This window comes from Mycobacterium sp. IDUB_39 (assembly GCF_055419205.1).
In genome coordinates, this window is record NZ_JBVAXF010000003.1 from 308,616 (window position 1) to 330,994 (window position 22,379).

23 protein-coding genes and 1 pseudogene are annotated in these 22,379 nt (G+C 65.1%); 10 read left to right on the forward strand and 14 right to left on the reverse strand.

What is annotated here, in order from left to right; translation table 11 throughout:
* Positions 1 to 2: 2 nt before the first annotated feature.
* On the reverse strand, positions 3 to 1,094 hold the full coding sequence (locus tag ACZY0X_RS13425; RefSeq protein ID WP_463771054.1) for an ABC transporter ATP-binding protein: 1,092 nt from the start codon (positions 1,092 to 1,094) through the stop codon (positions 3 to 5).
* 252 nt (positions 1,095 to 1,346) lie between these two features.
* Here ACZY0X_RS13425 and ACZY0X_RS13430 point away from each other — a divergent pair, with 252 nt between their 5' ends.
* The 4 genes from ACZY0X_RS13430 to ACZY0X_RS13445 are packed head-to-tail and all read left to right on the forward strand — an operon-like array spanning position 1,347 to position 5,138.
* Positions 1,347 to 2,567, forward strand: coding sequence for an aspartate aminotransferase family protein (locus ACZY0X_RS13430; protein WP_463771055.1), 1,221 nt, complete (start codon positions 1,347 to 1,349; stop codon positions 2,565 to 2,567).
* Positions 2,564 to 3,316 (forward strand): SDR family NAD(P)-dependent oxidoreductase, encoded by a 753-nt coding sequence (locus ACZY0X_RS13435; RefSeq protein WP_463771057.1) that lies wholly within the window; start codon positions 2,564 to 2,566, stop codon positions 3,314 to 3,316. Before ACZY0X_RS13430 ends, ACZY0X_RS13435 begins: the two co-directional genes overlap by 4 nt.
* 47 nt (positions 3,317 to 3,363) lie before the next feature.
* Positions 3,364 to 4,110, forward strand: a complete 747-nt coding sequence (locus tag ACZY0X_RS13440) for an N-acyl homoserine lactonase family protein (protein ID WP_463771059.1) — start codon at positions 3,364 to 3,366, stop codon at positions 4,108 to 4,110.
* On the forward strand, positions 4,107 to 5,138 hold the full coding sequence (locus tag ACZY0X_RS13445; protein WP_463771061.1) for a LacI family DNA-binding transcriptional regulator: 1,032 nt from the start codon (positions 4,107 to 4,109) through the stop codon (positions 5,136 to 5,138). Before ACZY0X_RS13440 ends, ACZY0X_RS13445 begins: the two co-directional genes overlap by 4 nt.
* A gap of 49 nt (positions 5,139 to 5,187) precedes the next feature.
* Here the strand turns inward: ACZY0X_RS13445 and ACZY0X_RS13450 are convergent, their stop codons facing one another.
* Complete coding sequence (locus tag ACZY0X_RS13450) at positions 5,188 to 5,982, reverse strand: class I SAM-dependent methyltransferase (RefSeq protein WP_463771063.1); 795 nt, start codon at positions 5,980 to 5,982, stop codon at positions 5,188 to 5,190.
* 224 nt (positions 5,983 to 6,206) lie between these two features.
* Here ACZY0X_RS13450 and ACZY0X_RS13455 point away from each other — a divergent pair, with 224 nt between their 5' ends.
* Positions 6,207 to 6,665 carry a TetR/AcrR family transcriptional regulator C-terminal domain-containing protein gene (locus ACZY0X_RS13455; RefSeq protein WP_463771580.1) on the forward strand — a complete coding sequence of 153 codons (459 nt, stop codon included), beginning with the start codon at positions 6,207 to 6,209 and terminating at the stop codon, positions 6,663 to 6,665.
* A 202-nt stretch (positions 6,666 to 6,867) separates the two neighbouring features.
* Here the strand turns inward: ACZY0X_RS13455 and ACZY0X_RS13460 are convergent, their stop codons facing one another.
* A complete protein-coding gene (locus tag ACZY0X_RS13460; protein WP_463771065.1) occupies positions 6,868 to 8,130 on the reverse strand; it encodes an NADH:flavin oxidoreductase/NADH oxidase family protein in 1,263 nt (420 codons plus the stop codon).
* Positions 8,131 to 8,172: 42 nt separating this feature from the next.
* Between ACZY0X_RS13460 and ACZY0X_RS13465 the strand changes: the two genes are divergently transcribed.
* The gene (locus ACZY0X_RS13465; protein ID WP_463771067.1) at positions 8,173 to 9,093 is read left to right on the forward strand and encodes a carbon-nitrogen hydrolase family protein; all 921 of its coding nucleotides are present in this window, start codon (positions 8,173 to 8,175) and stop codon (positions 9,091 to 9,093) included.
* Between the two features lie 28 nt (positions 9,094 to 9,121).
* On the opposite strand, the gene ACZY0X_RS13470 is transcribed toward ACZY0X_RS13465, so the two are convergent.
* Positions 9,122 to 9,754 carry a TetR/AcrR family transcriptional regulator gene (locus ACZY0X_RS13470; RefSeq protein ID WP_463771068.1) on the reverse strand — a complete coding sequence of 211 codons (633 nt, stop codon included), beginning with the start codon at positions 9,752 to 9,754 and terminating at the stop codon, positions 9,122 to 9,124.
* Between the two features lie 103 nt (positions 9,755 to 9,857).
* Between ACZY0X_RS13470 and ACZY0X_RS13475 the strand changes: the two genes are divergently transcribed.
* The 3 genes and pseudogenes from ACZY0X_RS13475 to ACZY0X_RS13485 form a co-directional block, all read left to right on the forward strand.
* Entirely contained in the window at positions 9,858 to 10,619 is a 762-nt protein-coding gene (locus ACZY0X_RS13475; RefSeq protein WP_463771069.1) for an aminoglycoside phosphotransferase family protein, read from the forward strand.
* Between the two features lie 21 nt (positions 10,620 to 10,640).
* Positions 10,641 to 11,459, forward strand: a complete 819-nt coding sequence (locus ACZY0X_RS13480; protein ID WP_463771071.1) for a glutaminyl-peptide cyclotransferase — start codon at positions 10,641 to 10,643, stop codon at positions 11,457 to 11,459.
* A 35-nt stretch (positions 11,460 to 11,494) separates the two neighbouring features.
* Positions 11,495 to 11,587, forward strand: a pseudogene (locus ACZY0X_RS13485) (putative immunity protein); the annotation flags it as partial.
* A 41-nt stretch (positions 11,588 to 11,628) separates the two neighbouring features.
* On the opposite strand, the gene ACZY0X_RS13490 reads toward ACZY0X_RS13485, so the two are convergent.
* The 7 genes from ACZY0X_RS13490 to ACZY0X_RS13520 all read right to left on the reverse strand — a co-directional run bounded on the left by ACZY0X_RS13490 (position 11,629) and on the right by ACZY0X_RS13520 (position 17,644).
* Positions 11,629 to 12,258, reverse strand: coding sequence for an FKBP-type peptidyl-prolyl cis-trans isomerase (locus tag ACZY0X_RS13490; protein ID WP_463771072.1), 630 nt, complete (start codon positions 12,256 to 12,258; stop codon positions 11,629 to 11,631).
* A 130-nt stretch (positions 12,259 to 12,388) separates the two neighbouring features.
* A complete protein-coding gene (locus ACZY0X_RS13495) occupies positions 12,389 to 13,297 on the reverse strand; it encodes an MBL fold metallo-hydrolase (protein WP_463771074.1) in 909 nt (302 codons plus the stop codon).
* A gap of 63 nt (positions 13,298 to 13,360) precedes the next feature.
* Complete coding sequence (locus ACZY0X_RS13500; protein WP_463771076.1) at positions 13,361 to 13,882, reverse strand: DinB family protein; 522 nt, start codon at positions 13,880 to 13,882, stop codon at positions 13,361 to 13,363.
* A 278-nt stretch (positions 13,883 to 14,160) separates the two neighbouring features.
* On the reverse strand, positions 14,161 to 14,763 hold the full coding sequence (locus ACZY0X_RS13505; protein WP_463771078.1) for a class I SAM-dependent methyltransferase: 603 nt from the start codon (positions 14,761 to 14,763) through the stop codon (positions 14,161 to 14,163).
* Between the two features lie 3 nt (positions 14,764 to 14,766).
* Positions 14,767 to 15,630 carry a class I SAM-dependent methyltransferase gene (locus ACZY0X_RS13510; RefSeq protein WP_463771080.1) on the reverse strand — a complete coding sequence of 288 codons (864 nt, stop codon included), beginning with the start codon at positions 15,628 to 15,630 and terminating at the stop codon, positions 14,767 to 14,769.
* A 1-nt stretch (position 15,631) separates the two neighbouring features.
* Complete coding sequence (locus tag ACZY0X_RS13515; protein ID WP_463771081.1) at positions 15,632 to 16,273, reverse strand: helix-turn-helix domain-containing protein; 642 nt, start codon at positions 16,271 to 16,273, stop codon at positions 15,632 to 15,634.
* A gap of 69 nt (positions 16,274 to 16,342) precedes the next feature.
* Complete coding sequence (locus ACZY0X_RS13520) at positions 16,343 to 17,644, reverse strand: amidase (RefSeq protein WP_463771083.1); 1,302 nt, start codon at positions 17,642 to 17,644, stop codon at positions 16,343 to 16,345.
* A gap of 481 nt (positions 17,645 to 18,125) precedes the next feature.
* Between ACZY0X_RS13520 and ACZY0X_RS13525 the strand changes: the two genes are divergently transcribed.
* Positions 18,126 to 19,457, forward strand: a complete 1,332-nt coding sequence (locus tag ACZY0X_RS13525) for an MFS transporter (RefSeq protein WP_463771084.1) — start codon at positions 18,126 to 18,128, stop codon at positions 19,455 to 19,457.
* A gap of 197 nt (positions 19,458 to 19,654) precedes the next feature.
* Here the strand turns inward: ACZY0X_RS13525 and ACZY0X_RS13530 are convergent, their stop codons facing one another.
* Genes ACZY0X_RS13530 through ACZY0X_RS13540 form a run of 3 tightly spaced genes read right to left on the reverse strand, consistent with a single transcriptional unit; the run spans position 19,655 to position 22,373 of the window.
* The gene (locus ACZY0X_RS13530) at positions 19,655 to 20,848 is read right to left on the reverse strand and encodes an oxamate carbamoyltransferase subunit AllG family protein (protein ID WP_463771085.1); all 1,194 of its coding nucleotides are present in this window, start codon (positions 20,846 to 20,848) and stop codon (positions 19,655 to 19,657) included.
* Positions 20,845 to 21,450, reverse strand: coding sequence for a hypothetical protein (locus ACZY0X_RS13535; protein ID WP_463771087.1), 606 nt, complete (start codon positions 21,448 to 21,450; stop codon positions 20,845 to 20,847). The genes ACZY0X_RS13530 and ACZY0X_RS13535 overlap by 4 nt, the downstream gene beginning before the upstream one ends.
* Positions 21,451 to 21,497: 47 nt before the next feature.
* Positions 21,498 to 22,373: an NAD-dependent epimerase/dehydratase family protein gene (locus tag ACZY0X_RS13540; protein ID WP_463771089.1), complete on the reverse strand. Its 876-nt coding sequence runs from the start codon at positions 22,371 to 22,373 to the stop codon at positions 21,498 to 21,500.
* Positions 22,374 to 22,379: the final 6 nt, after the last annotated feature.

Here is a 22,379-nt window from a genome sequence, read left to right on the forward strand (position 1 = left end):
TTTCAGTGTTGATTCGGATCGAGGACCACGGCCCGCATGGGGTCCCATTCGACGAAATACGTACCGCTGTGTTCCGGCCCGAGCAACTGTTCGGACGGAGTCCCCGACAGCCTCGCCGTGAGCGTGATGTCAGTACCTTGCACCTGAAGGTCAGCGCGCACGGACTGTCCGAGGAAGTGCGTCTCCAGGAGCTGCACCGGGAGCCGGCCTTGTCCCGGTTCGGCATGCAGTGCAATGAATTCCGGCCTGACCATCACCTGATGGCTGCCGTCAGGGAGATCCCTGGGCACCAGTTGGTCGGGAACGCGGACGGAGGAGGCAAGGGTGACGGCTCCAGATCGGCGGTGCAGATCGAAGATGTTGGACTCACCCACAAACTCGGCGACGAACCGGTTACGGGGCCGCAGGTACACCTCGGTCGGAGGCGCGAGTTGCTCGATTCGGCCCTCCGACATGATCGCCACGCGGTCCGACATCACCATGGCCTCGTCCTGATCGTGGGTCACGAAGACGAAAGTGATCCCGAGCTCCCTGTGGAGCTGCTTGAGTTCGAGCTGCAGGCGCTTACGCAGGTTGAGATCGAGGGCGCCGAACGGTTCGTCGAGGGCGAGGACCGAGGGTCGACGCACCAACGCGCGGGCTAGTGCGACGCGCTGTTGCTGTCCACCGGAGAGGGCTGTCGGCAGGCGCGCACCCTTGTCGGCGAGTCCCACCATGTCCAACGCCTCGGCGACCCTGGTACCGATCTCAGGCTTCGCAACCCCGGCCATCTTCAGGCCGAAGGCGACGTTGGCCGCGACGGTCATGTGCGGGAAGAGCGCGTAGGACTGGAACACGGTGTTCACGTCGCGGCGGTTGGGTGGCAGCTGATCGACGCGCTTGTCGGCGATGTGCACGGTGCCTTCGGTCGGGCGGATGAAGCCACCGATGAGGCTCAGCAGCGTCGTCTTCCCGCAGCCCGAAGGCCCCAAGAGACAGAGAAACTCGCCCTCCCGTATCTCCAGGTCAGTCGGCTGGAGTGCGACGTGCTCGCGGTAGCGCTTGGAGACACCCCGTAGCGAGACAGTGGACGAGAGCGTGTTGGCCGTTGGCATGGGCGGGTCATCTCTCCTGAGTGGCAATGGATTCGACGGGAAACTACCGACGTCTGAAAGCGCTACCGAAAGCGCTTTTTCGAACCTAAGCAGGTGGCTGAATCGGTGTCAATAGCAGCCGAAGAGCGAGTTCTGAACGACGTTTCGCTTGGATTTTGATCAATTGACAGTGCTCCAGGTCACGTTCTATCGTGGCTGAAAGCGTTACCGGCATCGCTCAAGGAGGCAATTGTGCAGGATAGGTACCGGCAGATGACCCAGGGGTCCGCTGCACTGCGCGAACGATTCCTGGCCTCGCTGCCTGGTGGGGAGACGCGTTCGGTGGCGTTCTACGAGCCCTACCCGGTCGTGCTCGAGTCCGGTTCCGGCGCGTGCGTGCGTGACGTTGACGGCAACGCTTACGTGGACGTCCTGAACAACTACACGTCTCTGATTCATGGCCACGCTCACCCGCAGATCACCGACGCCCTGGTGCGCGCCGCCCGGACTGGGACGGTGCATCCCGCACCCCATGTGTCTCAGGCCGAATTGGCCGAGCACCTGATCGAACGGCTTCCGGGCGTACATCGGATCCGCTTCACCAACTCCGGCTCGGAGGCCGCGATCCTGGCTGCCCGATTGGCACGACACGTGACGGGTCGTCGGAAGTTGGTTCTCGCAGAGGGTGGTTACCACGGAACCGGGACCTTCTTCGCCGATGCTCACCCGGACGTTGTACGGGTGCCCTACAACGATTCATCCGCGCTTGAACACGCCGTCGACGAGACCGTCGCTGGCGTCATCCTCGAACCGTTTCTCGGCAGTGCCGGTGTCGTACCCGCAGAACCCGAGTTCCTGGTGGCCGCTCAAACGGCAGCCTCCCGCGAAGGCGCGCTATTCGTGCTCGACGAGATCCAAGGCCTCCGCAATGCCCACGAGGGTGTCCACGGATTCCTCGGCCTCCAGCCAGATCTGGTGCTGATGGGCAAGATCATCGGTGGCGGCTTGCCGATCGGCGCGGTGGGCGGCCGTGCCGATCTACTGGACACTCTGTCCTCGGGCGCCGGAGAACGGCTGGCGCACTCGGGCACCTTCAACGGCAACGTCGTGGCAATGGAGGCCGGTGTCTTGGCGATGTCGCTTCTTGACCGTGACGCAATCACCGAACTCAACCAGCGGGCCGCTCGAGTCGCCAGCGCGATTGAGATGGCGGCCAGCCGAGACGAACTTCCACTGACAGTCACCCGCGCGGGTTCGATCATGCACGTGCACTTCCTCGCCGCGGCCCCGCGCAACGCTGCGGACGCCTCGAACGGACGCCACCCTCACAACCAGGCCTTGCACCTCGCGCTCCTGATTCGCGGCGTCTACACCGCTCCGCGCGGGATGCTCAACCTCTCCACTGCGCTAACCGAGGAACAAGTGAGCCTCGTCTGTGAGGGTTACGACGCCGCGCTGGCCGAGGTGGCTTCGTTAGCGGAGGTCCAGCGATGACACGGACCGTCTACGTGACAGGGGCCGCATCCGGTATCGGACTCGCAACTGCACGCCGTTTCGCCTCAGAGGGAGCTTCGCTGGCGCTCGCCGATCTCAATCCCGATCGCCTCGACCACGCGCAGCGCAGCCTGTCCGAGGAGTTCGGCGTACCCGTCTTCACGCACGCAGGTGACCTGGGAGAGGACGAGACGGCGTCGCGCTTCGTCGAGGATGCCACCGCTGCCATAGGACCGGCGGGGGTGTTGGTCAACAGTGTCGGGATCGCTCGAATGGGCAGCATCCTGGAGACCACCCTCGAGGAGTGGGACCTGGTGTTTCGTACCAATGTGCGGTCGGTGTTCCTCGCCTGCAAGGCGGCTCTGCCGGCGATGGTCCAGTCCGGCGGCGGTGCCATCGTTAACATCGCGTCCGAGGCCGGCATGGTCGGCTTCGTGGACTACGCCGCGTACTCCGCGTCGAAGGCAGCGGTCGTCAACCTCACTCGATCGATGGCGATTGACCACGCGGCCGCCGGAATCCGCGTCAATGCCGTGTGTCCCGGCTCGATCGAGACCCCGCTGCTTCGGGAGTTCTTCGAAGCCACCGAGGACCCTGATGAGGCGCGCCGTATGGACGAGAAGGTGCACCCCCTCGGCATCGGGCAACCCGAGGACATCGCCGCTGCCGTCTACTACCTCGCCTCCGATGACGCCAGTTACGTCACCGGACATGCTCTGCTCGTCGACGGCGGCTACACCGCTCAATGAGCGCCCGTTACTAAGCCAGAAATACATCGATCAACGAGGAGGGGGCCATGGGCACTTGGAAGGCCTGGGCGCTACGCACTGGAAACAGCCGCGCCGAGCAGTCAATGCTCACCTACCTCGATGGCGCTGGTCAAGAAGTAGTGATCCCGCACATCATGATCCTGCTCCAGGGGGAGTCGACGGTGCTCATCGACACTGGGTTCGGCTCACCCACCGAGATCGTATCCAACTATCCACAAGACCTGTGGCGCAGTGAATCTGAACAGCCGACCTCACTCCTGGCCGAGCTGGGAGTAGCTCCGGGGGATGTGGATTTGGTTGTGCACACCCATCTGCACTACGACCATGTCGGCAACAATCACCTCTTCCCGCGCGCCACCAAACTGGCCCAAGCCGCCGAACTCGACTTCTTCGCGAACCCCACAGTGCCCCTCATGCGCAGGGAGTATTTCACTCCGTGCTGTGGGTTCCCCGCCCAGTTCGAGGTGGACGACGTGACGCCGGTCGATGGGGACCAGACGTTGTTGCCTGGACTCGAGTTGCTCGCATTACCGGGTCACACACCCGGATCGCAGGGCGTGTTGTTCGAGACATCAGGCGGCCCAATGTGCTTCGCTGGTGATCTTGTGATGGTGGCCGAGAACATGAACGAGATGACCCCGGTGGGACTGCACACGGACCTGGTTGCCGCCGAGCGTTCCCGACGCAGGTTGGAGTCCCTCGGCGCTCCGGTGATCCCGTCACACGACATGCGGCTCTTTGCCGCGGGCGACATCCAGGCGTTGGTCCGGTGACTCGACCAGACGGCAACAGGGCCCCGACCATCAATGACGTCGCCGCGCGCGCAGGGGTCTCGATCTCAACGGTATCGCGCGTGATGCGGCACGGCGGCGACGTCAGTGAGGCAACCCGCGAGCGCGTTCAGCGGGTTGTGGACGAACTCGGTTACCGGCCGTCGGCGATCGCCCGTGCACTGGTGTCAGGGGAGACCCGGGTGTTGGCACTTCTGGTCAGTGACCTGAGCAACCCCTTCTACCCTCAGCTCGCCAAGGCCGCCGAGCGCGAGGCCAGCGAAGCCGGTTACTCGCTGATCATCTGCAATACGGATGATGACGACGAGCACGCCTTCCGCTCGCTGGAGCGGTTGCTGATGCAGGGGCTGGACGGGGTGATCTACGCCTCCGGCTGCGGCAACGAGGAACGCCTGCTCAGTCTCCTCGGCGACCGTCGGCGAGTCGTCTTCGCGAACCGGCGACCCACCGTCGAGTCATGCAGCTACGTCGTCTCTGACAACTACCACGGTTCAATGGAATTGACCCGTCACCTCTTGAGTCTCGGCCACCGGCACATCGGGTTTGTGAGCGGCCCGCAGTTCGCCACCAATGCCGCCGAACGGCTTGCCGGCTTTCACGCCGCGCTGCGAGATCACCCGGACGCCACCGCGCTTGTCTCGGTTGGGCCGTTCTCCAAGAAGACCGGTCTCGAGGCTGTTGGGGGTTGGCTCGACCAGGGTTTCCCGCTGACTGCGGCGATCGGGGTCAACGACAACGTTGCCCTGGGCGCGTTGGAGGCGATCCTCGACCGAGGACTGCGGGTGCCCGAGGACATAGCGGTGGCCGGGTTCGACAACTCCGACCTCGCCTCGTCGGCAATACTTCGGCTCACGACCGTCGCGCAGGACATTCAGCAAATGGGTCGGACCGCCGTGCAGGTATTGCTGGGGCAACTCGGCTCCAACGACTCATTCGAGCCGCAACACCACGTACTGGACGCCACCTTGCTGCCGCGGCGCACTACCGATCACACGGTGCCCCCGCGTTGACCGTGTTGGTCACGTGGTGCCCTTGTCAGTTGCGTCGTTCGATTGCGCGCTACCAAGCTGATGTCAATTTGGCAGTCTCTGCGGTGACCACGCCGCGTGCGCCCCAGGCGCATGCGCGAAGCGTGAAACCCCCGCCCGATGGCGCCAAGCGGTCGTGGAGCCGGGACCGGAGCGCGGCTCGCTGCGATTCCGTCAACGTGGCGGTGTATGCCCCCGCAGGTCCCTGCCCGCCCAGGAATCCCCGCCAGTAGTCGTCGAATGAGGTGAACGTCGTCTCGATCACCAACTGCGTCTCCTCGACGCTCTCGAGCCGATGCACACGCCACAACGCGGCCAGTTCACCACACCGCGACAGCGGCATCCGACGTTCGTCGGGGGCGTCTGGATCCAGTGCGACGGCCTCGTCCCAGAACGCCCTGAGCATCTCCATACTGTCGCCATAGTCCCAAACTGCCGCAGCGACAACACCTCCCGTCCGAGTCACGCGAATCATCTCATCCAAGGCACGGCCGGGATCGGGGACGAAGTTGAGCGAGAGCAGCGCGAGTGCGCGGTCGAATGTGCCGTCGGAAAACGGCAGCGCCTGCGCGTCGGCGAGTTCGAACCGCACGTTCGCACCGTCGGCGCGCTCTTGCGCGTACTCGATGTACTGCTGCGCGGGGTCGACGCCGGTCACCCGGGAGTCAGGTATTGCTGCGGCCGCGAATGTCAACGCGCCGGTTCCCGAGCCGACGTCGAGTACCGCCTGACCCATGCCGACCTCTGCGAAGTCGATCAGCAGTGGCGCCAGACGGCGACTCCACCGGCCCATGAATCGTTCATAGGCGTCGCTGTCGAAGAACATGCCGTGGCCAGAGTATCGCCGACCTGCTTCTCGGCGCCATCGCTCAGCGGCCGCGTTACGGACTTGACTCGGCAATGGCGCGCCGTACTCCGGGGACGATCTCGTGCATCCAGCGATGGACCGCCGACTCGGGCTGTCTGAGGGGCAGGTAGATCAGACCTGCTGCGCCGTAATCGAATACCGCTGATGTCAATTCCTCGATCCACTGCTCAGCGGAGCCACCAATCCAGCGGTCGTCGGAGCCCGATCCCACGGCGTGGAGGGACCAACTCCGCGGTGTGTGCACCCAGATGCGCGACCAGTACTTGAAGTACCCCGGAATCTCCCGCGCCGCATACGCGATGGCCCCCACCGACCGCGAGATCGTGCGCGTGAGCGAGGGAATGCTGGCACTCCTGCTCGCAGGCGGCGTGACCCCGCAGGTCGCCGCCTGGGCCATCGACGCGCTCCTGCTGTACGTGGCCGCCTACTGCCTGGAGATGTCCATCATGGAGCAGCGCAGGGTCCACGACGACGCGGAGTGGGTCCTCGACACCGACGAGCTCCGACGTCGACTGACCGCACTGCCCGCCGAGGCCTTCCCTCACACTGTCCGTTACGCAACCGAACTCACCGCTGGCCAGGGTCATGACCGCTTCGACTTCACCCTCGACCTGATGATCGACGGCCTCGCCAACCGCTAGGCCGGTGTATCAGGGAAAGCGCTCAGGACGCCACCTCGCGCAGTCGTCGGTTGCGGGCGTCGAGATCTGCTCGGGTGGCAGGGATTAGGAGATCGCCGCCGGAACTGGCACTGGCTTGGGCGTGGGCAAACCCGAGTGAGCCTTGTGTGCCCGACGATGGCTCACACGGCGAAAGTTGAGACGACGCGGATCCCCGACTCCGTCACCTGATCGCGCGCCGCGGACGGGAGAGGGCCGCGAGGCCATTGCGATGCGCGGTGGTGGCGATGGTCCGCCACCACGGACGGGCCGGGTCGGGGTCGCGCCCGGCCGCGATCCGGTGGATCTGGTCGGTGTGCCATTGCACGTCGAGCAGCGCGTCGGCCGCGTGCAGGTCGATCACACGGCCGAGCAGCGAACGCGCCGACACGCGCGGAGTCCCCGCCGCGGCGTAGTGGCCGGCGTCGCTGAGCAGCCGGTGGGCCGCCTCGGGGTCGATGCACAGCGGGCGGCCCATGCCGATCACATCGCACGCGCCATCTGCCAGCGCTTGATCCATGGCACTTCGTGAACGGAATCCGCCGGTGACGGCGAGCGGCACCGTGCCGGCGTGCACGCGAACCCGCTCGGCGTAGGAGAGGAAGTAGGCCTCCCGGTCGCGTGTGCTCTGCCGTGCGACGGAGCCCATCATCGCGGGCTGCTCGAACGTGCCGCCACTGATCTCGACGAGGTCGATCCGCTCACCGGCGAGGCGAGCGACCACTTGTTCGGACTCGTCCTCGGTGAAGCCCCCGCGTTGGAAATCGGCCGAGTTGAGCTTGATCCCCACGGCGAACCCGTCGCCGACGGCGGCACGCACGGCGCGCAGCACCTCCACGGGGAAACGCATCCGGCGGTCCAGGTCGCCACCCCAGTCGTCGTCGCGCAGATTGGCCAGCGGTGAGAGGAACTGTGAGATGAGGTAGCCGTGGGCGCCGTGCACCTGGACACCGTCGAAGCCGGCGTCCTTGACGATCGCCGCAGCCGTCGCGAAGCGTTCGACGATCGCCTCAATCTCGCCCGCCGTCAGCGCGCGTGGACGCGGTGCACCCGGCACGTCGAGCCCAACCGCACTTGGCGCGACCGGGCGCGTGCGTCCGGCGAGCGGATTGGCCTGGCGCCCTGGGTGATTGAGTTGCACCCAGATACGCTTGCCGCCACGTTGGCCCGCCCGGGCCCAGCGGTTCAGGCGGTCACGATCGCGGTCATCCTCGATGGCGACGTTGCGCGGCTCGGCCATGTGCCGGCGATCCACGGTCACGTTGCCGGTGATGATCAGTCCGCAGCCGCCACGCCCCCAGCGGTCGTAGAGCTGTTCGAGCGCCTGCGTCGGTGCGTGCTCGCGATCGCTGAGCTGCTCGCTGAGCCCCGCCTTCATCAGCCGGTTTGCCAGTGTCTGCCCGCAGGCTAACTCCAGCGGCTGACCGACCATACCCGAGTGTTGCACAAACCCTCAGTTTTTGTAGTTGCGTTCAGTTATCCTTCTGAAATGACGCTCGTAGCGGCGATTCAACTCGAGGCGGTACTCGGCGACGTTCCCGGCAATCTCGCGGCGAGCGAACGGCTCGCCGACGAGGCAGGCCGTGCGGGAGCGCGGATCATCGCGCTACCCGAGTTCTTCTCGACCGGGATCGGCTTCGATGACGCGTTGAGGGACGCCGCGCTGCCGCCTGATGGCGCGGCCACCGCGTTGCTCACCACGCTCGCCCGTCGACATCAGGCACTGGTGGGTGGCTCATTTCTGTGCCGCGACCCTGATGGACAGGTGCGCAACGCCTACATCGCGGCCGGACCTGACGGCGTGGTCGGGCGCCACGACAAGGATCTGCCGACCATGTGGGAGAACGCCTTCTACATCGGCGGGCAGGACGACGGAGTCTTTCGCAGTGGCGACTACCAGGTCGGCGCCGCCGTGTGCTGGGAGTTGATGCGCACCGCCACCGTTCGGCGTCTACGGTCGCGCGTCGATCTGATGATGACCGGATCGGGGTGGTGGTCGGTTCCGCAGTGGCATCCTCACGCCGTGTTCGATCGGTGGGAACACCGCAACGCCGCGACGGCCCGAACCGCTGCGGCCTCATTCGCGAAATATGTGGGGGCACCAGTCCTTCACGCCGCGCACGCCGGCGACTTGACGTGCGCGATGCCGTGGTTGCCCGTCCAGTACCGAGGCCATTTCGAGGGTTCGACCCTGATCACCGACGCACACGGCACGATCCTCGCCGAGCGTCGAGCAGACGAGGGCGAGGGCATCGTCCTCGGCGAGGTCGAGATCGGCCGTCGCCCTCCCTCACTCGAGCCTCCCGAACGCTACTGGCTGCATTCGCGCGGTGCCCTGGCGAGTGCGACCTGGCACTATCAACGCCTGCATGGCAGGCGCTGGTATCGGCGCCATGTGGCAGGCGCGTGAGTTCGGTCCGTATGCGCCGAAACGGATCTCACGCCTGCAGGGCATCCCGCAATAGGCTGCGCCCCACCTCGAGGCAGTGCTCGAGTTCTGCGGAGCTGATGACGAGATCGTCCTGACGCAGCGCCAGCGCGATCACACCGTTCCAGGCTCCCCAGAGAAATCGCATGGTGGCGGGCACGTCGACGTCGCGGATCTGCCCGTCCGCACGTGCCTCGGCGAGGTCAGCCTCGATGCGGCCGACGATTGCCTTGACGCGAGGTGCGATTCGATGCTCGGCGTCCTTGAGCGTCTCGCCGCTCGAGGGCTCCAGCACGCGCAGGACCACGAGCCTGAACTTGTCGGGATGGTCGAGGAAGAAGCGTAGGTAGCAGTCGCCGGATTGCAGCACGCGATCGAACGGCCCACGGTCCCGATCGATCCGAGCCATGTACTCCTCGTTGACGTCGAGCGCACGCTCGACGAGCGCGAGATACAACCCGTCCTTCGACTCGAAGTGAAAGTAGACGGTCCCGACCGAAACATCGGCCTCGGCGGCGATCTCGTCAACGGTGGTTCTCACCAGCCCCTTGACGGCGAAGAGCCGTTCCGCGGCGTCCATGATCGGACCGGTCGTGCGCATCCGTCGACGCTGCGCCCGGGTGTCGACCGTACTTTCAGCCATACCGAACGCTACATCGGCGAGCACCGCGTCTACCGCAGCAGATCTGTGCGCCCTAAAAATGTCGGATGCGCCGCGCCACGTGCGGACCCTAGGATTCTGAGCCGTGGATCTCGACGGAGGGTGGGACTGCAGAGCGAGGTTGGTCGACGGACGCTGGATCGAGCGCACGCCCAGGCGGCCCGAGGTCGCGAATCAGCTTCGCCGGGAGGCGGCGTTGATGCCGTGGCTGGCGCCACGTTTGCCGCTTCGAGTGCCCGAACCCAAAGTAGTCAGCAACGCGCCGCTGGTCCTGCGCCACGAACTCGTTCCCGGTGTGCCAATGACAGTTCTAGACGCGACGGCGGGCCGGACCCTTGGAATGTTCCTGCGCGCACTACACGGGTGTCCGGTGACAGAGGCGATCGAGCGCGGCCTCCCCACCGCCGCAGACACCATCGCAGAGCGTGGCGACACGGTGAACCGCTTTCGGGCTGAGGTCGTGCCGTTGTTGCCGAAGGCACGGGCCGCGTCGGCACTGGCGTTGCTCGACAATGTCCTGAGCTACCCCGCCGACACGATCGTGCACGGAGACCTCGGGCCAGAACACGTCCTCACGACGGGAGATGGCCCCACGGGCGTGATCGACTTCGGGGACCTCGGATGCGACGACGCGGCGCTCGACCTCGCCTGGGCACTGCACGGCACCCCAGCGGCGTTCGCCGAGGCACTGGCGTCGACCTACGGCGTGACCGGCGAACAGCGCGATCGTGCGCTTTCCTGGCACCAGATCGGCCCATGGTATGAGGTCACCCACGGATTGGATACCGACGACCGTGATTCGATCCGTCTCGGGCTGATCGGCGTCCTCGACAGGATCACGCCGTGACCGTTCATGTACAACGAAGTGATGTGGCCTCGCAGAGTGTTCGTGGGATTGACGGCCGCGGCGATCGGCGGGGCGGCGCTGATCGTAGCGGCGGCGGTGTTGTTGGTGCCGAAGGATGCGGCGGTCGCGCCGGTTCCAGTCGTCGGACCGGTTCCAGTCGTCACGCCGGCAGTCATCGACGCCATCCCACACGATCCCGCCGCCTATAGCGAGGGGCTCGACTTCGATGGAGGCGCCCTGTACGAGGCCACAGGGGAGGAGACGAAATCTCAACTGCGCGAGGTTGATCCGGCGACCGGTCGGGTGCTTCGATCCGTCGATCTACCCCCGACGTACTTCGGCGAGGGCATTGCCGTTGTCGGTGACCGCATTTGGCAGTTGACCTATCAGAACAATGTGGCGATCGAATGGGACAAGGCCACATTCACTCCGATTCGCGAAGTTCCCATCGATGTCGGCGGGTGGGGGCTGTGCTTCGACGGTGATCGGCTCATCAGCAGCGACGGCACCGGCCGGTTGTCGTTTCACGATGTCAACACCTTCGCCGTGACCGGCGGGATCACCGTGACGCGCGACGGCCAGCCTGTCAGCGGGCTCAACGAGCTCGACTGTGTGGACGGCCGCGTCTGGGCTGCAGCGTGGCCCAACGACCAGTTCCTTCGCGTGGACCCCGCGACCGGCGTGGTTGACCTGGTGGTGGACACGTCCGGCCTGTGGAACCCGAGTGAACGCACGGCTCGCCAGGTAGTCAGCGGCATCGCCCACATCACCGGCCAGGAGTTCCTGATCAGCGGTAAGGAATGGCCGCAGAGTTACAAGGTGCGTATCGACGCCGCCTGACGGGTTGGGCGGACGCGAGCAGAAGGAGTGCCATCATGATCCTGTCGAAGGTCAGGGACCCTCGCCTGGTGACGGTGCGCCGTGGCGGGACCCTGACTGATTCAGATCACCATCTGCTGGCGCTGTGGGACTGCTGAGTGAGTTCAGGCTCCCGGCTCGGACCCCGAACTCAGCTGGTTGCGTCGAGGATCTTGATCGCGAAGATGAGGGTGTCACCCGGCTCGATTCCGGCGGCGGGCTGACCGTCGGGGTAACCGTCGGCAGAGACCACCGCGACACCGACCGTGGACCCGACCGTCTGTCCTGCGATGGCCTTCTGGAAGCCCGGCACGACTCCGTTCAGTGGGAACTCAACCGGCTCGCCGCGCTGGTAGCTGCTGTCGAACACAGATCCGTCACGGCCGTTCACGCCCATGTAGCAGACCGAAACCGTGGCAGTGTCGGCGACGACTGGACCGTCACCGGCCTGCAGCGTGTGCACCTGGGTCTCGGTCACGCTGAAGGGTGCAGTGACCTTGACGTTCGGCGCTGCCGTATCCGTGGATCCGCTGACTGCAACGCTGCCAGTGGCTCCCGGCAGCGTCCACTCGGGCGCGGCGCCGTCCGCCGGTGCTGCCGTTGGGCAGGTGCTGGCCTCGGTTGCCGTCTCCGTGATGCTTGGCGGCGTGAACACGTCGGAGACGGGCGACGAGCTTGCCGATGAGGTATCCGTATCGGAGCCGCACGCGGCGAGCGCCATGACGAGCGACGCGGCACAGGCCGCGATCGCAACGGAGGAGGACACGCGAGAGGAGTTCACGGTTGCCACGCTACAGCCGCGGTACGCGGTCCTTGCCGCGGGACGGCTCGTTGATCGGGTTGGTTCAGGACCGACCGGAGAGAGCCGCGGTGAAAGGGCCGAAGTCTGAGCCGGCCCTTCCACCAGGCGGTCAGTAGTCCCAGTTGGCCGGTATGAAGCGAAAGGCGTCGCCGGCGGCCGCCACGTGGCACACCGACGGGAACGGCAGGTGGGTGGCCACTAGCGCCTCGCCGCTGGCCGCAAGCTCCTGCAGCAGGCGGATCCGGACTCGGGTGGATTCCTCGGGGTCGTGTTCGAATCCGTTTTGCCACTCGGGGTTGTCGAATCCGACCTGGAACACGGCGTCACCGGCGAACGTCAGTGCCTCGCCGCCGGACTCGATGCGAACGATGCTGTGACCGGGAGTGTGACCGCCGGTGCGGCGAAGCAACACACCGGGTGCCACCTCGTGCTCGCTCTCGAACGGCCGCAGCTGGCTGCGGTACACGTCGAGGAACTGCGTGGCAGTCCGCCGAAGCACGTCCGGAATCGGTCCGGGCATGACGGTCCGGGAGAAGTCAGGCGCTTCCCAGAACTCGGCCTCGGCCGCCGCCAGGTGCACCCGCAGGTCCGGGCGCAACTGATTCCTGAGCCCGTCGACCAGTAGCCCACCGATATGGTCCATGTGCAGGTGCGTGAGCACCACGTCGGTCACCGAGGACGGATCGATCCCGGCGGCGACGAGGCGCATCGCCAGCTGCCCGGCCCGCGGGAAATCCGGGAACTCTGTGCCCAGCCCGGAATCGATGAGGATGGTCTTGCCACCGCTGCGCACCACGGCCACATTCAACGGCCAGTCCAGCACCTCCTGCGGCAGGTACATGTCCGTGAGCCAGGCTGACAGGTCGGCAGGAGCGACGTTGGTGGCCAACGTGCCGGTGGTTATCGGTAGCACCCCGTCGCTGATCACCATGACGTCGATATCGCCGACTCGCAGCGCGTAGCGCGACGGAACCAACTCGTCGGGCGTGACGATGTGTGAGGTGGTGTCCAAGCTCATGTTCTTCTCCTCCTGAGCGCCTTAACCAAAGGCGTTGCGAAAATTGGACGGTTTGGGCTCCGTCTACAGGTAGGACCGATCAATGGCGCGTTTTGTGACACTGCGGGGGGAGTCGATCTGTTCGCGGAGGATGTCGCCGTGACCTGCATGCCTTGCGAACTCCTGGATCATGGCGAGGAGGGTCCACCGCATGCTGACCGTTCCCTCGCGTGGATTGACCTTGATGTCGTCGAGGTCGAAGCGGGAGGCGATCGCACGCGACCGTTGACTGGCACGCTCGAACTCGGCGATAACGTCTGCCAGCGACTCGTCGGCCGTGACGACGAAGGTGCCCTCGTCGCGGCGCGAGTATCCATCGCATTCGGATTCGTCGAGTCCCGCCCAGAATCGTTGAAACCAGATCCTTTCCGCGGCAGCGGCGTGCTTGATCAAGGAGATCGGTGTCGTCAGCGACGCAACGAGTCGCCGGCGGGCGTCGGCGTTAGACAAACCGCGCACGGTCTCGATGAGAGCTTCGCGGTTGCCGTCGAGCATGTTCTCGATGACGGCCCGCTCGGTGCCGGTGGTTGTGCGGTTGGTACTCATCAGTTTTCACTCCACTCTGTTGTGCGCCGTGGGCGCTGTTTGACTGCGTGGGTCGTGGTGAATGGCACGAGGCGACGGTGCCGCGATCGATCGCGAGAGGGCGACGACATGTCGGGCATCAGGGAACTACCGGGATGGGGAGATGCGATTCGCGGGCCGCGCTGAGCGCGACCTGGCGGGATGGCGTCCGCAGTGCAGCTCAGGCCTTCAAGACGCTCGCCTGGGCCCAATATATCGCAGAGTTTCAATCACCGGGCGTCGCGCTGGTAACTGCGCAATCAGCGGCGGTGTGCGAGCAGATGGACTCCGGGGAAGCGGTGGACGGTGTCGGGGCGGTTGACGATCCGCCAGTCCTCAACGAAGCCGCTGTCAGCGAGGACGCGGCTCAACTCGTCGGGGTGCCAGCGCCAAGCCGGGGCTACGGCGTGGTCGAACGGTGTTGCGGGGCCTGGCATGTCGGATGACTGAGAAGCGATCAGTACCGGTGTTTCGGGGCGAAGTCGATCTGCCCACAGCCCAAGGATGGTGTTTAGTTCATCAGGCGGGACGTGTATCAGACTGAACCGGGCGAGGACCGCCGATATGGGTTCGGTTACATCTGTCAGAGTTGCGTCGGTTTCGATGAAGGTCAGGTGCGGGTAGGTGGTGCGGGCGATGGCGAGCATCGCCGGACTGGGGTCACATCCAATGACATTGAGTCCGCGACGAGTGAGGTCGGCGGTGACGTGTCCGATGCCGCACCCCACATCGACAACGACACCCGCGGTGTGGATCTTCTCCACGAAGGCGGCAACGGCGTGCTGTTCGATGGGCGACTGATAGGGGCCGGGGAACATCGCGGCGTAGCGCTCGGCGAGCACGTCATATCCCGGTTGTGTCATGGTTCAGCGGCTCGCCCGCACGATGCGGCTTGCACGAAGTGCGCGGGGCGGGTCCTCATCGAAACCTGGGGATTCATCGAGATACCTACCGATGATGTCTCGGGCCGTGTGGTCCTCGACCGCGGTGAAGCCGAGGGCGCGTAACTGCCCGGCGATGTCGTCAGGTGTGAAGTAGCTGAAGAAGGGCTCGCCGGCGCTGGCGAGGCGTTCAGCTCGGGCCCGCAGGTGCGCGCGATCCTCGTCGGTGTCCGCAGGCTGCAGGTAGTCAAAGACGACCTCGACGGGTTCGGCCTGTCCGGCGATGTACTCGAGGGTGCTGTGGGCGGCGCTCGGAGTCAGATAGAAGACGACGCCGAGCCACACGAATATCGCCGGTTCCGTGCGCGTGAACGAGGTGGATTCCAATTCTGCTGCCAGCACTTGTGTTTCGAAGTCGACCGGCACGAGTGTCAGCGTCTCTGGGTGATCAATCCCGGCCGTGGCGAGGCGTTCGCGCTTCCACGCCTGGGTGGCAGGGTGATCGACCTCGAAGACGCGCAGTTCCGGGTGCGGGTTGCGGTAGGCGAACGTGTCCAGTCCGGCGCCGAGGATCACGAGCTGCCGCACACCGGTGGCCACCGCCGCGGCCACGGCGTCCTCGGCGAAGCGGGCGCGCGCCGCGAAGAAGAGCCGCCGGGGCCGATCGATTGCCGTGGCACCTGGGTGATCGGTTGTGCGCGTGCTCAAGTCGGCCAGCTCATCGGCAGTCACGCCGAGCATGCGCATTGCCAGGGGATCGGCGAAGATCGGCGGCCGGTCGGCGTACTGGTGATAGGCACGGGCATAGGCAGTAGCGAGCGCTGTCCGACTGGGTTCGGCGTTCTCCATACTACTGAGAGACGTTCGATACCCACGCGGCGCGGGCTGGGCCTGGCCCCTCGTTCCAAAAGCGGTGAGGTCGAGAGGATTCGAAGGTAATCGTGTCACCGATTCCCAGCACGTATGTGTCGAACTCCACCTGAACGTGGAGCCGTCCCTCGAGGATCAGACCGAACTCGAGACCCTCATGGCGGATGAACGCATCGTTGTTCGGGGATCTGGTGCTTGGGGCATAGACGATTTCACGAAAGTCGATCGGGGTGGCAGTCGACGGTGTGAGTAGTTCCCAGCGCACGCCAGGGCTGGCTTCGATCACCTGGCGCTCGTCGGCCCTGAGCACGTACCTGGCTTCGCCCTCGGTTCGTGGCGCTGTCAGCGGGGCGTCCGACTGCGGTGTTGAGGGCTCCGGTCGGTCACCGTCGCTGAACAGTGAGTCCATCGAAACCTGCAGTTCGGACGTTATTGCGTACAGCAGGCTGAGCGATGGGGCGACGATGTCGCGTTCGACTTGCGAGAGATGGCCGGCGGACACGTTCAGACGCCGGGACAGCTCACGCAAGGACATCTGGCGCGCCTGCCGGGCCTCGCGCAGACGGGCCCCCCACGGAGGATTCAGACCGTTGTCTGTCGCGCGGACCTGCGATTCTGTCACGAAGCCGAGTGTATGTGACTGGCGCGAGTCGCGGTTCGATACGAGGCTGGCGTGTTCTCTGCCAGAGAACTATCGACGCTCCCTCGCCGCGGACAGGATCGCGGCGAGTTCCAGCAGCGCACGGCCATCGCCGCAACCGACGAGCTGGGTCGACAGCGGCAGCCCCTCCCTGTCGGTGTCGGCGGGGAAGGTGACGGTTGCCAACCCGAGCGCCTGCCAGGGCCTGCTCATGACGGGATTACCCGTGGCGGCGAGCCCCTGGGGGGCGGCACCCTGGGCGGCCGGGGCGAGGATCGCCGCCTCCGGGTCGTCAAGCAGACCGTGTAGCTCGGTCCTGATGACGCCTACCCGCCGCAGCGATGCCCGATAGGCCTCGTCGTCGACTGCGGCTCCGGTGTCCAGTAAGTCGAGCAGTGCCGGGCTCAGCCTGTCCCGAGGCATGGTGGCCGCTGTGCTGTGCCGGGCCGCCTCGAAGGCCATGATGCGGCCGTGCGCCGCTACTAGGTCGATTGCCGTCGCGTCGTAGTCAAGGAGTTCGACGACCAACCCGATATCTCCGGCGCGCTCAGCGATGCGGTCAACCGCATCGAGCATGTCGGCCGCCACCTCGAACTGGGGCCCTGGGCGCCAGACCAACAGCTTTGAAATCGGCCGGACCGGAGTGTCTTTCAAGGCCGGCGGCAGGACTGCGTCGAGAACGGCGGCAAGGCCGAGTGCATCGCTGCCGAGAAATCCCGGTGCGTCGAGAGATTCGGCCAGTCCCGCGATTCCGGCGGTTGCCAGCACGCCGTGCGGAACAACGACAGAGAAGACGCCACAGTACGCCGCGGGACGTGTCACCGAGGCCGCGGTCTGCGTCCCAATGGCCAGCGGCACCATACCGGCGGCCACGGCGGCCGCCGAGCCCGAACTCGACCCGCCGGGCGTGTGGGTGAGACGCCGCGGATTGCTGGTGGGCCCGGGGGTGAAATAGGCGAATTCGGTGGTGACCGTCTTGCCCAGGATCACCGCGCCGGCCTCCCGCAATGCGCGGACCACGACGGCGTCGGACGTGGCGATGTTGTCGGCGGTTGCCGATGACCCGCAGCGAGTCGGAAGGCCGCGCACATCAACGATGTCCTTGACCCCGACAGGAAGACCATGAAGAGGTCCACGTCGACCCGCGGGAAGGCGGTCGAGCGCATCGGCCTGCGATCGCGCACCGGCTGCGTCGAGGACCACCCAGGCGTGCACATCGCCGTCGACGAGTGCGGCCCGCGCGATAGCGGCTTCGACGCATTGCCGAGCGGACACCTCACCCGCTCTCAACTCGGCGAGCGTGGACAGCAGGGCGTACTCCGCCGAGACGTCGGAGTACGCGGAGGTCGGCATTGTTTCCTCGATCGTCGTGGGGCCAGGACATGTGTTCTGTAACAGAAAACAGCACTGGCGGACGAGAGTCAACGCGCCAGCCCGCCAAGCCACTGCGTGCGGTGCATGGCCGCGCCGCCAAACCCACATCTACACATGTCAAGACAGGTTCTGTGAACGCCCGTAGAGGGGTCGCCGTGCGGCCAATGTCTCGTGAAATCGCACAAGTCCCGCATCTTTGTCTTGACCACATCTGTTCGCCGGGTGTAAACATGTGGTCGTTGTCACAGAACACATTGTGATCCGGGGTCACGCGCGCCCGGTGCCGTTTGGAGCTCGCCGAGCTTCGGCTGCAGATCCATGGTCGACTGAAAGAAGAATGATGAGGGCAATCGCGTCAAACCCGGCTCAGCCACAGGAGTGTGCTGAGACGGGATTACCGCTGCTGGCCAGCGGAAAGGTTGACACTCGGAGGAATCGACATGGTGACCATGGCGACTCCGTGTCAGCCGACACTCGCCGCAAGGTCGTCCTCGCTGCGTTGGCCGGAAACTTCGTCGAGTGGTACGAGTTCGCCGCCTACGGTGTGGTGGCGGCATTCGTGGCTCGGGAGTTCTTCTCTCCCGATGACCCGGTGGCCGCTCTACTCGGCGTCTACGCCGTCTTCGGGCTCGCCTTCGTCGCGCGCCCGATCGGCGGAATCATCATCTCCCGGTTCGGCGACACTCTGGGCCGCAAGGCCGTCATGTCGTTCTGCATCGTGGCGATGTCGCTGACGACCTTCGGTATCGGTGTGTTGCCGAGCTACGCCGCGATAGGCATTGCCGCCCCACTGCTGCTGCTGACCCTGCGCCTGCTCCAGGGCGCGGCCGCCGGCGGCGAGTGGTCGTCTGCAGTGTCCTTTGTGTTCGAGCACTCGCCGTCGACCAAACGCGCACGCTGGATCTCCTACCTCGCCGCGTCGACCTACCCGGGACTGCTCGGCGGTGTCGGCTTTGGCTCGATCCTCGCCCTCACTCTGGGACAGGACGCCTTCCAGTCCTGGGGATGGCGCATCCTCTTCCTGGCGGCACTGCCGCTGGGCGCTGTCGGCCTCTACATCCGCAGCCGAGTCGACGAGTCCCCGGCCTTCCTGGCTGTGCAGCGCGAGAAGGAACAGCTCGCGGAGAAATCCTCGCCACTGCGAGAGGCATTCGGGCAGTACCACCGGACGATGTTGACCTTGTTCGTCATCACCATCACCTACATCACCGGCGTCTACACCAACGCTGCGCTGTATGTCACGTTCCTGATTCATCATGGCTACTCACCCAGCCAAGCGTTGAACGCCAACCTTGTTGGGTTGGCGCTGATGACAGGCGGTGTCCTGGTGTTCGGTCCGGTCTCTGACCGGATCGGCCGCAAGCCCACCCTCATCATCGGCCACCTCCTGCTGGGCGCCACCATCTTCCCGATGTTCTGGCTTCCGACGCAGTTCGGAACGATGTGGGCGGCCATGCTGGGCAGCGGATTGTTCTCGTTGGCCATCGCATTCATCGGCGCACCCGTCCTCACCTCGCTGCCCGAGCTGTTCCCGGCGCGGGTGCGCGCGACCGCCGGTGCCCTTCCCTACAACCTGGCGACCATCCTGGCGGGCTTTGCTCCCTATATCGCCATCTGGCTCAACGACCGATTCCACACCGCGATGGCGTACCCGGTCTATGTCGCCATCCTCACCGTCGTCGGGCTCACGGGCACTGTGATCCTCTACCGCGATCCGAGCCGGTACTCGCGCGAGGAACTCAAGGAACTTCGGGCACAACACCTTCGCCAGACCCAACGTAAAAGCGGCTAGCCGGCGCTGCTGTTGTCAACGAATGCGCCAAATGGGGAGCACCACACCCCGTTTGGCGCATTCGTCGTTGACGTGTCGATGTCGTCGGTGTCGCCGGTAGGGGAGCGACACTGCGACACCGCCCGTGACACGGAAACGCCCCGGCATGTCAGACATGCCGGGGCGCGACCACAAATCCTCCGAAGGGGCTCGGGACGTCAGGTCACGACTCCAGAGGCAGCGGCGTCTGAGAGAACCGCCGAGGAGAACAGCTCGGCTGGTACTTCGAACACGCCGCCGCCGATACGTCCCCGCGCGCCGGTGGACTCGATCATGCCGAGAAGCACATAGGGCTGCACACCAGTTCTCACCACTGATGCCGCGGTCAAACCTGATCGCACCGGAATGGCGTCGCCGAATGCCGCCGCATGCAACGTCGACGCCCTGGTGACTGCACCGTGCGGCAGGTTGTCCTTCAATGCAGCCGCACGTTCGGGGACGACATCGATTGCCATGCCGCCATAACCGGCGAATTCAACTACAGCACTGTCTCCCAATGCCCCGGTGGGCACGAAGCCCTCCTGCCCGGCATCGGGTGTTCCAACGGGAGGTGTGGCACGCACCGTGTGCCACACACCGGGGCGGGCAGCTAGTTGGACACCGAAGTGGTGCCCGTTGCCTGCGGCGCGCGTGACGAAACTCGAGCCCGACACACCCTCAGCGGCGGCGAGACGTAGAGCGGATGCCGCCATCCAAAGGTTCAGGGCGAATGCCGGCGACTCGTCGAGAAACTGCGCGCTTGCGTCGTCGAGGGCACACCGAACCTTGGCGGCCTCACCGACTGCCCGTGAACCGGCCGCGGTCGCGGCGTGGCAGTCGTCGCCGCGGGAGAGGGAGTCCTCCATCATCGGCAGCAACTCAAGTGGTTGGTCACAGATTCGGGCGAGGCGTTCGGATAAGTGACCGTTGAGCCACCTGTGGTGGTCAAACAACTGATCGTCGACAATTCCGACCCGGGTCATGTGCTTCATGCCCTCGTTGATCACGGCGTATTTCACCGCGACCGGATTGTTTCGGTCACTGATCCGGTGCAGGGCCATCGAAGGTGCACATACCCCCGACAACGGTATGACGATGTCGTGGTCCTGGGCGGCTTCAAAAGAGACGTCCCCAGAGCTCAGGAGCTGTTCGGCGTCGCTGGAACTGGTCGCCCAGCCCTCGTACATCACACCGAATACGAGGGAGTTCCGTACGGGTTGCGGTACGTCTGCCCAACTCGAGAAGGGCGGTCCGGCGTGCAGAACCACACGACGGTCACCGAGCAGCTCGCGTGCGCGCACCTGGCCATCCCAGATCGGCACGACCGCAGCGACCCGCCGGCCGGCTTCGATATCGGCAGCCTCTGACGTCATTCCCGAACCCAGGTCTCAGACAACGCCAGCGCTGCGCTCTGGGCGATGCCACCGAAGAACGCCCGTTCGACGGTCGTCCCGGACAGTGCCCTGCCGTCAACGCTCACCGATGCCGAGTCGGCCGGCCGGAACACACTGAACATCTCGTGCTTTCCGGTGCCCGACTCGTGGGGCGGCTGGTCGACGGCGAATGCGCGTCCGATGTTCTCCCAACGCATCTCGGCGGAGCGACCCCCGACGCGGCACGCCTCGACCCATGAGGTGTCGCCGTTGACCTCTTGGTAGAACTCCGCGCCCTCGATGAGTTCGATGTCACCCATCACCTTGGACGGACGGAACAACGCGAACTTGCTAGCGAAGTCGTCGATTAGGAAACGAGCCAGGGGAGCGTTGTCAGTGAAGGCGACGCGCACTGCAGTTTCGCTGCTGTCACCGTATGGATCGTCGACGACCAGGATGAGATGGCCTCGGCCGTGGATCGAGGCCGTGATGCGGAAGAAGAGCGACAGCGAGGACCAGTCGGCCTCGGGATCGGTCTTGAGGTAGACGAACGGGTTATCGCCGGTCCAGTCCACTTGGCCGGGGCGAACGGTTTCGGTCAACGTATTCCTCTTTCAGTTTCGAATTGTCGGTATTAGGATTGACGCGATCAGCGAACAACGTTGGCGTGGTGCTGATCGCGCATCTCGATGAAGTTCGTCGTCGGTTCCCAGCCGAGAAGGTCACGTGCCTTCTGGTTACTGAAGATCGACGCACGCGGGTTGGACCGGAACATTCGCGGGTTGTGGATCTCGGGTAGGTCGCCGATGCGGTCGCGGTACCACTCGAGCGTCGGTTCGGGCCGTGACGTGTCATCGGCGCTGAGGAAGAACGTGCCGTACTTCAACCCCTCCGACTCCACCGCCGCGCGGAAGGCAGTGGCGACATCGTGTGCCGCGACGTAGTAGAACAGCCAGTGCCGCTGCGGGTCCTCGACGAATTCTAGGTATTCGCCAAAGGTTTCGGGCAGCACGACCGCGAGCGGACGAAGGCACAGCACATCCATGTTCGTGCCGGTGGCGAAGCTGCGCCCCATCGTCTCGATGATCTGTTTGCTGACGCTGTAGGCCTGCACAGGTCGAAGCTCGTGTTGTTCATCGACCTGAAGGGTCTGCGGGGTCCAGTCGGGCCGCATCTCAGAGAGTCCGCACGCCGAGATACTGGAGCACAACGCGACCTTCTGCAGGTTGTTCTCCGCAGCTGCCTGCAGCACGTGCCAGCTGCCCAAGGTGTTGACTCGGATGTATTCCTCCGGCGCAGCGTTCCAGTCGTAGTCCAACGCAGCCAGATGCACGACCGCGTCGGCCCCCTTGAGAACACGTCGCACCGAGTCCAGATCCATGACGTCGGCCTGCACGAACTCCACGTCAGCCTCACCGGCGGCGAGATCGGCAACGGTGACGTCGAACCCTGAGGCCAGTTCTGCGACCACACTTCGGCCGACCCGGCCCGACCCTCCGGTCACCACTACTTTCTTGATTGTCATTGAAGT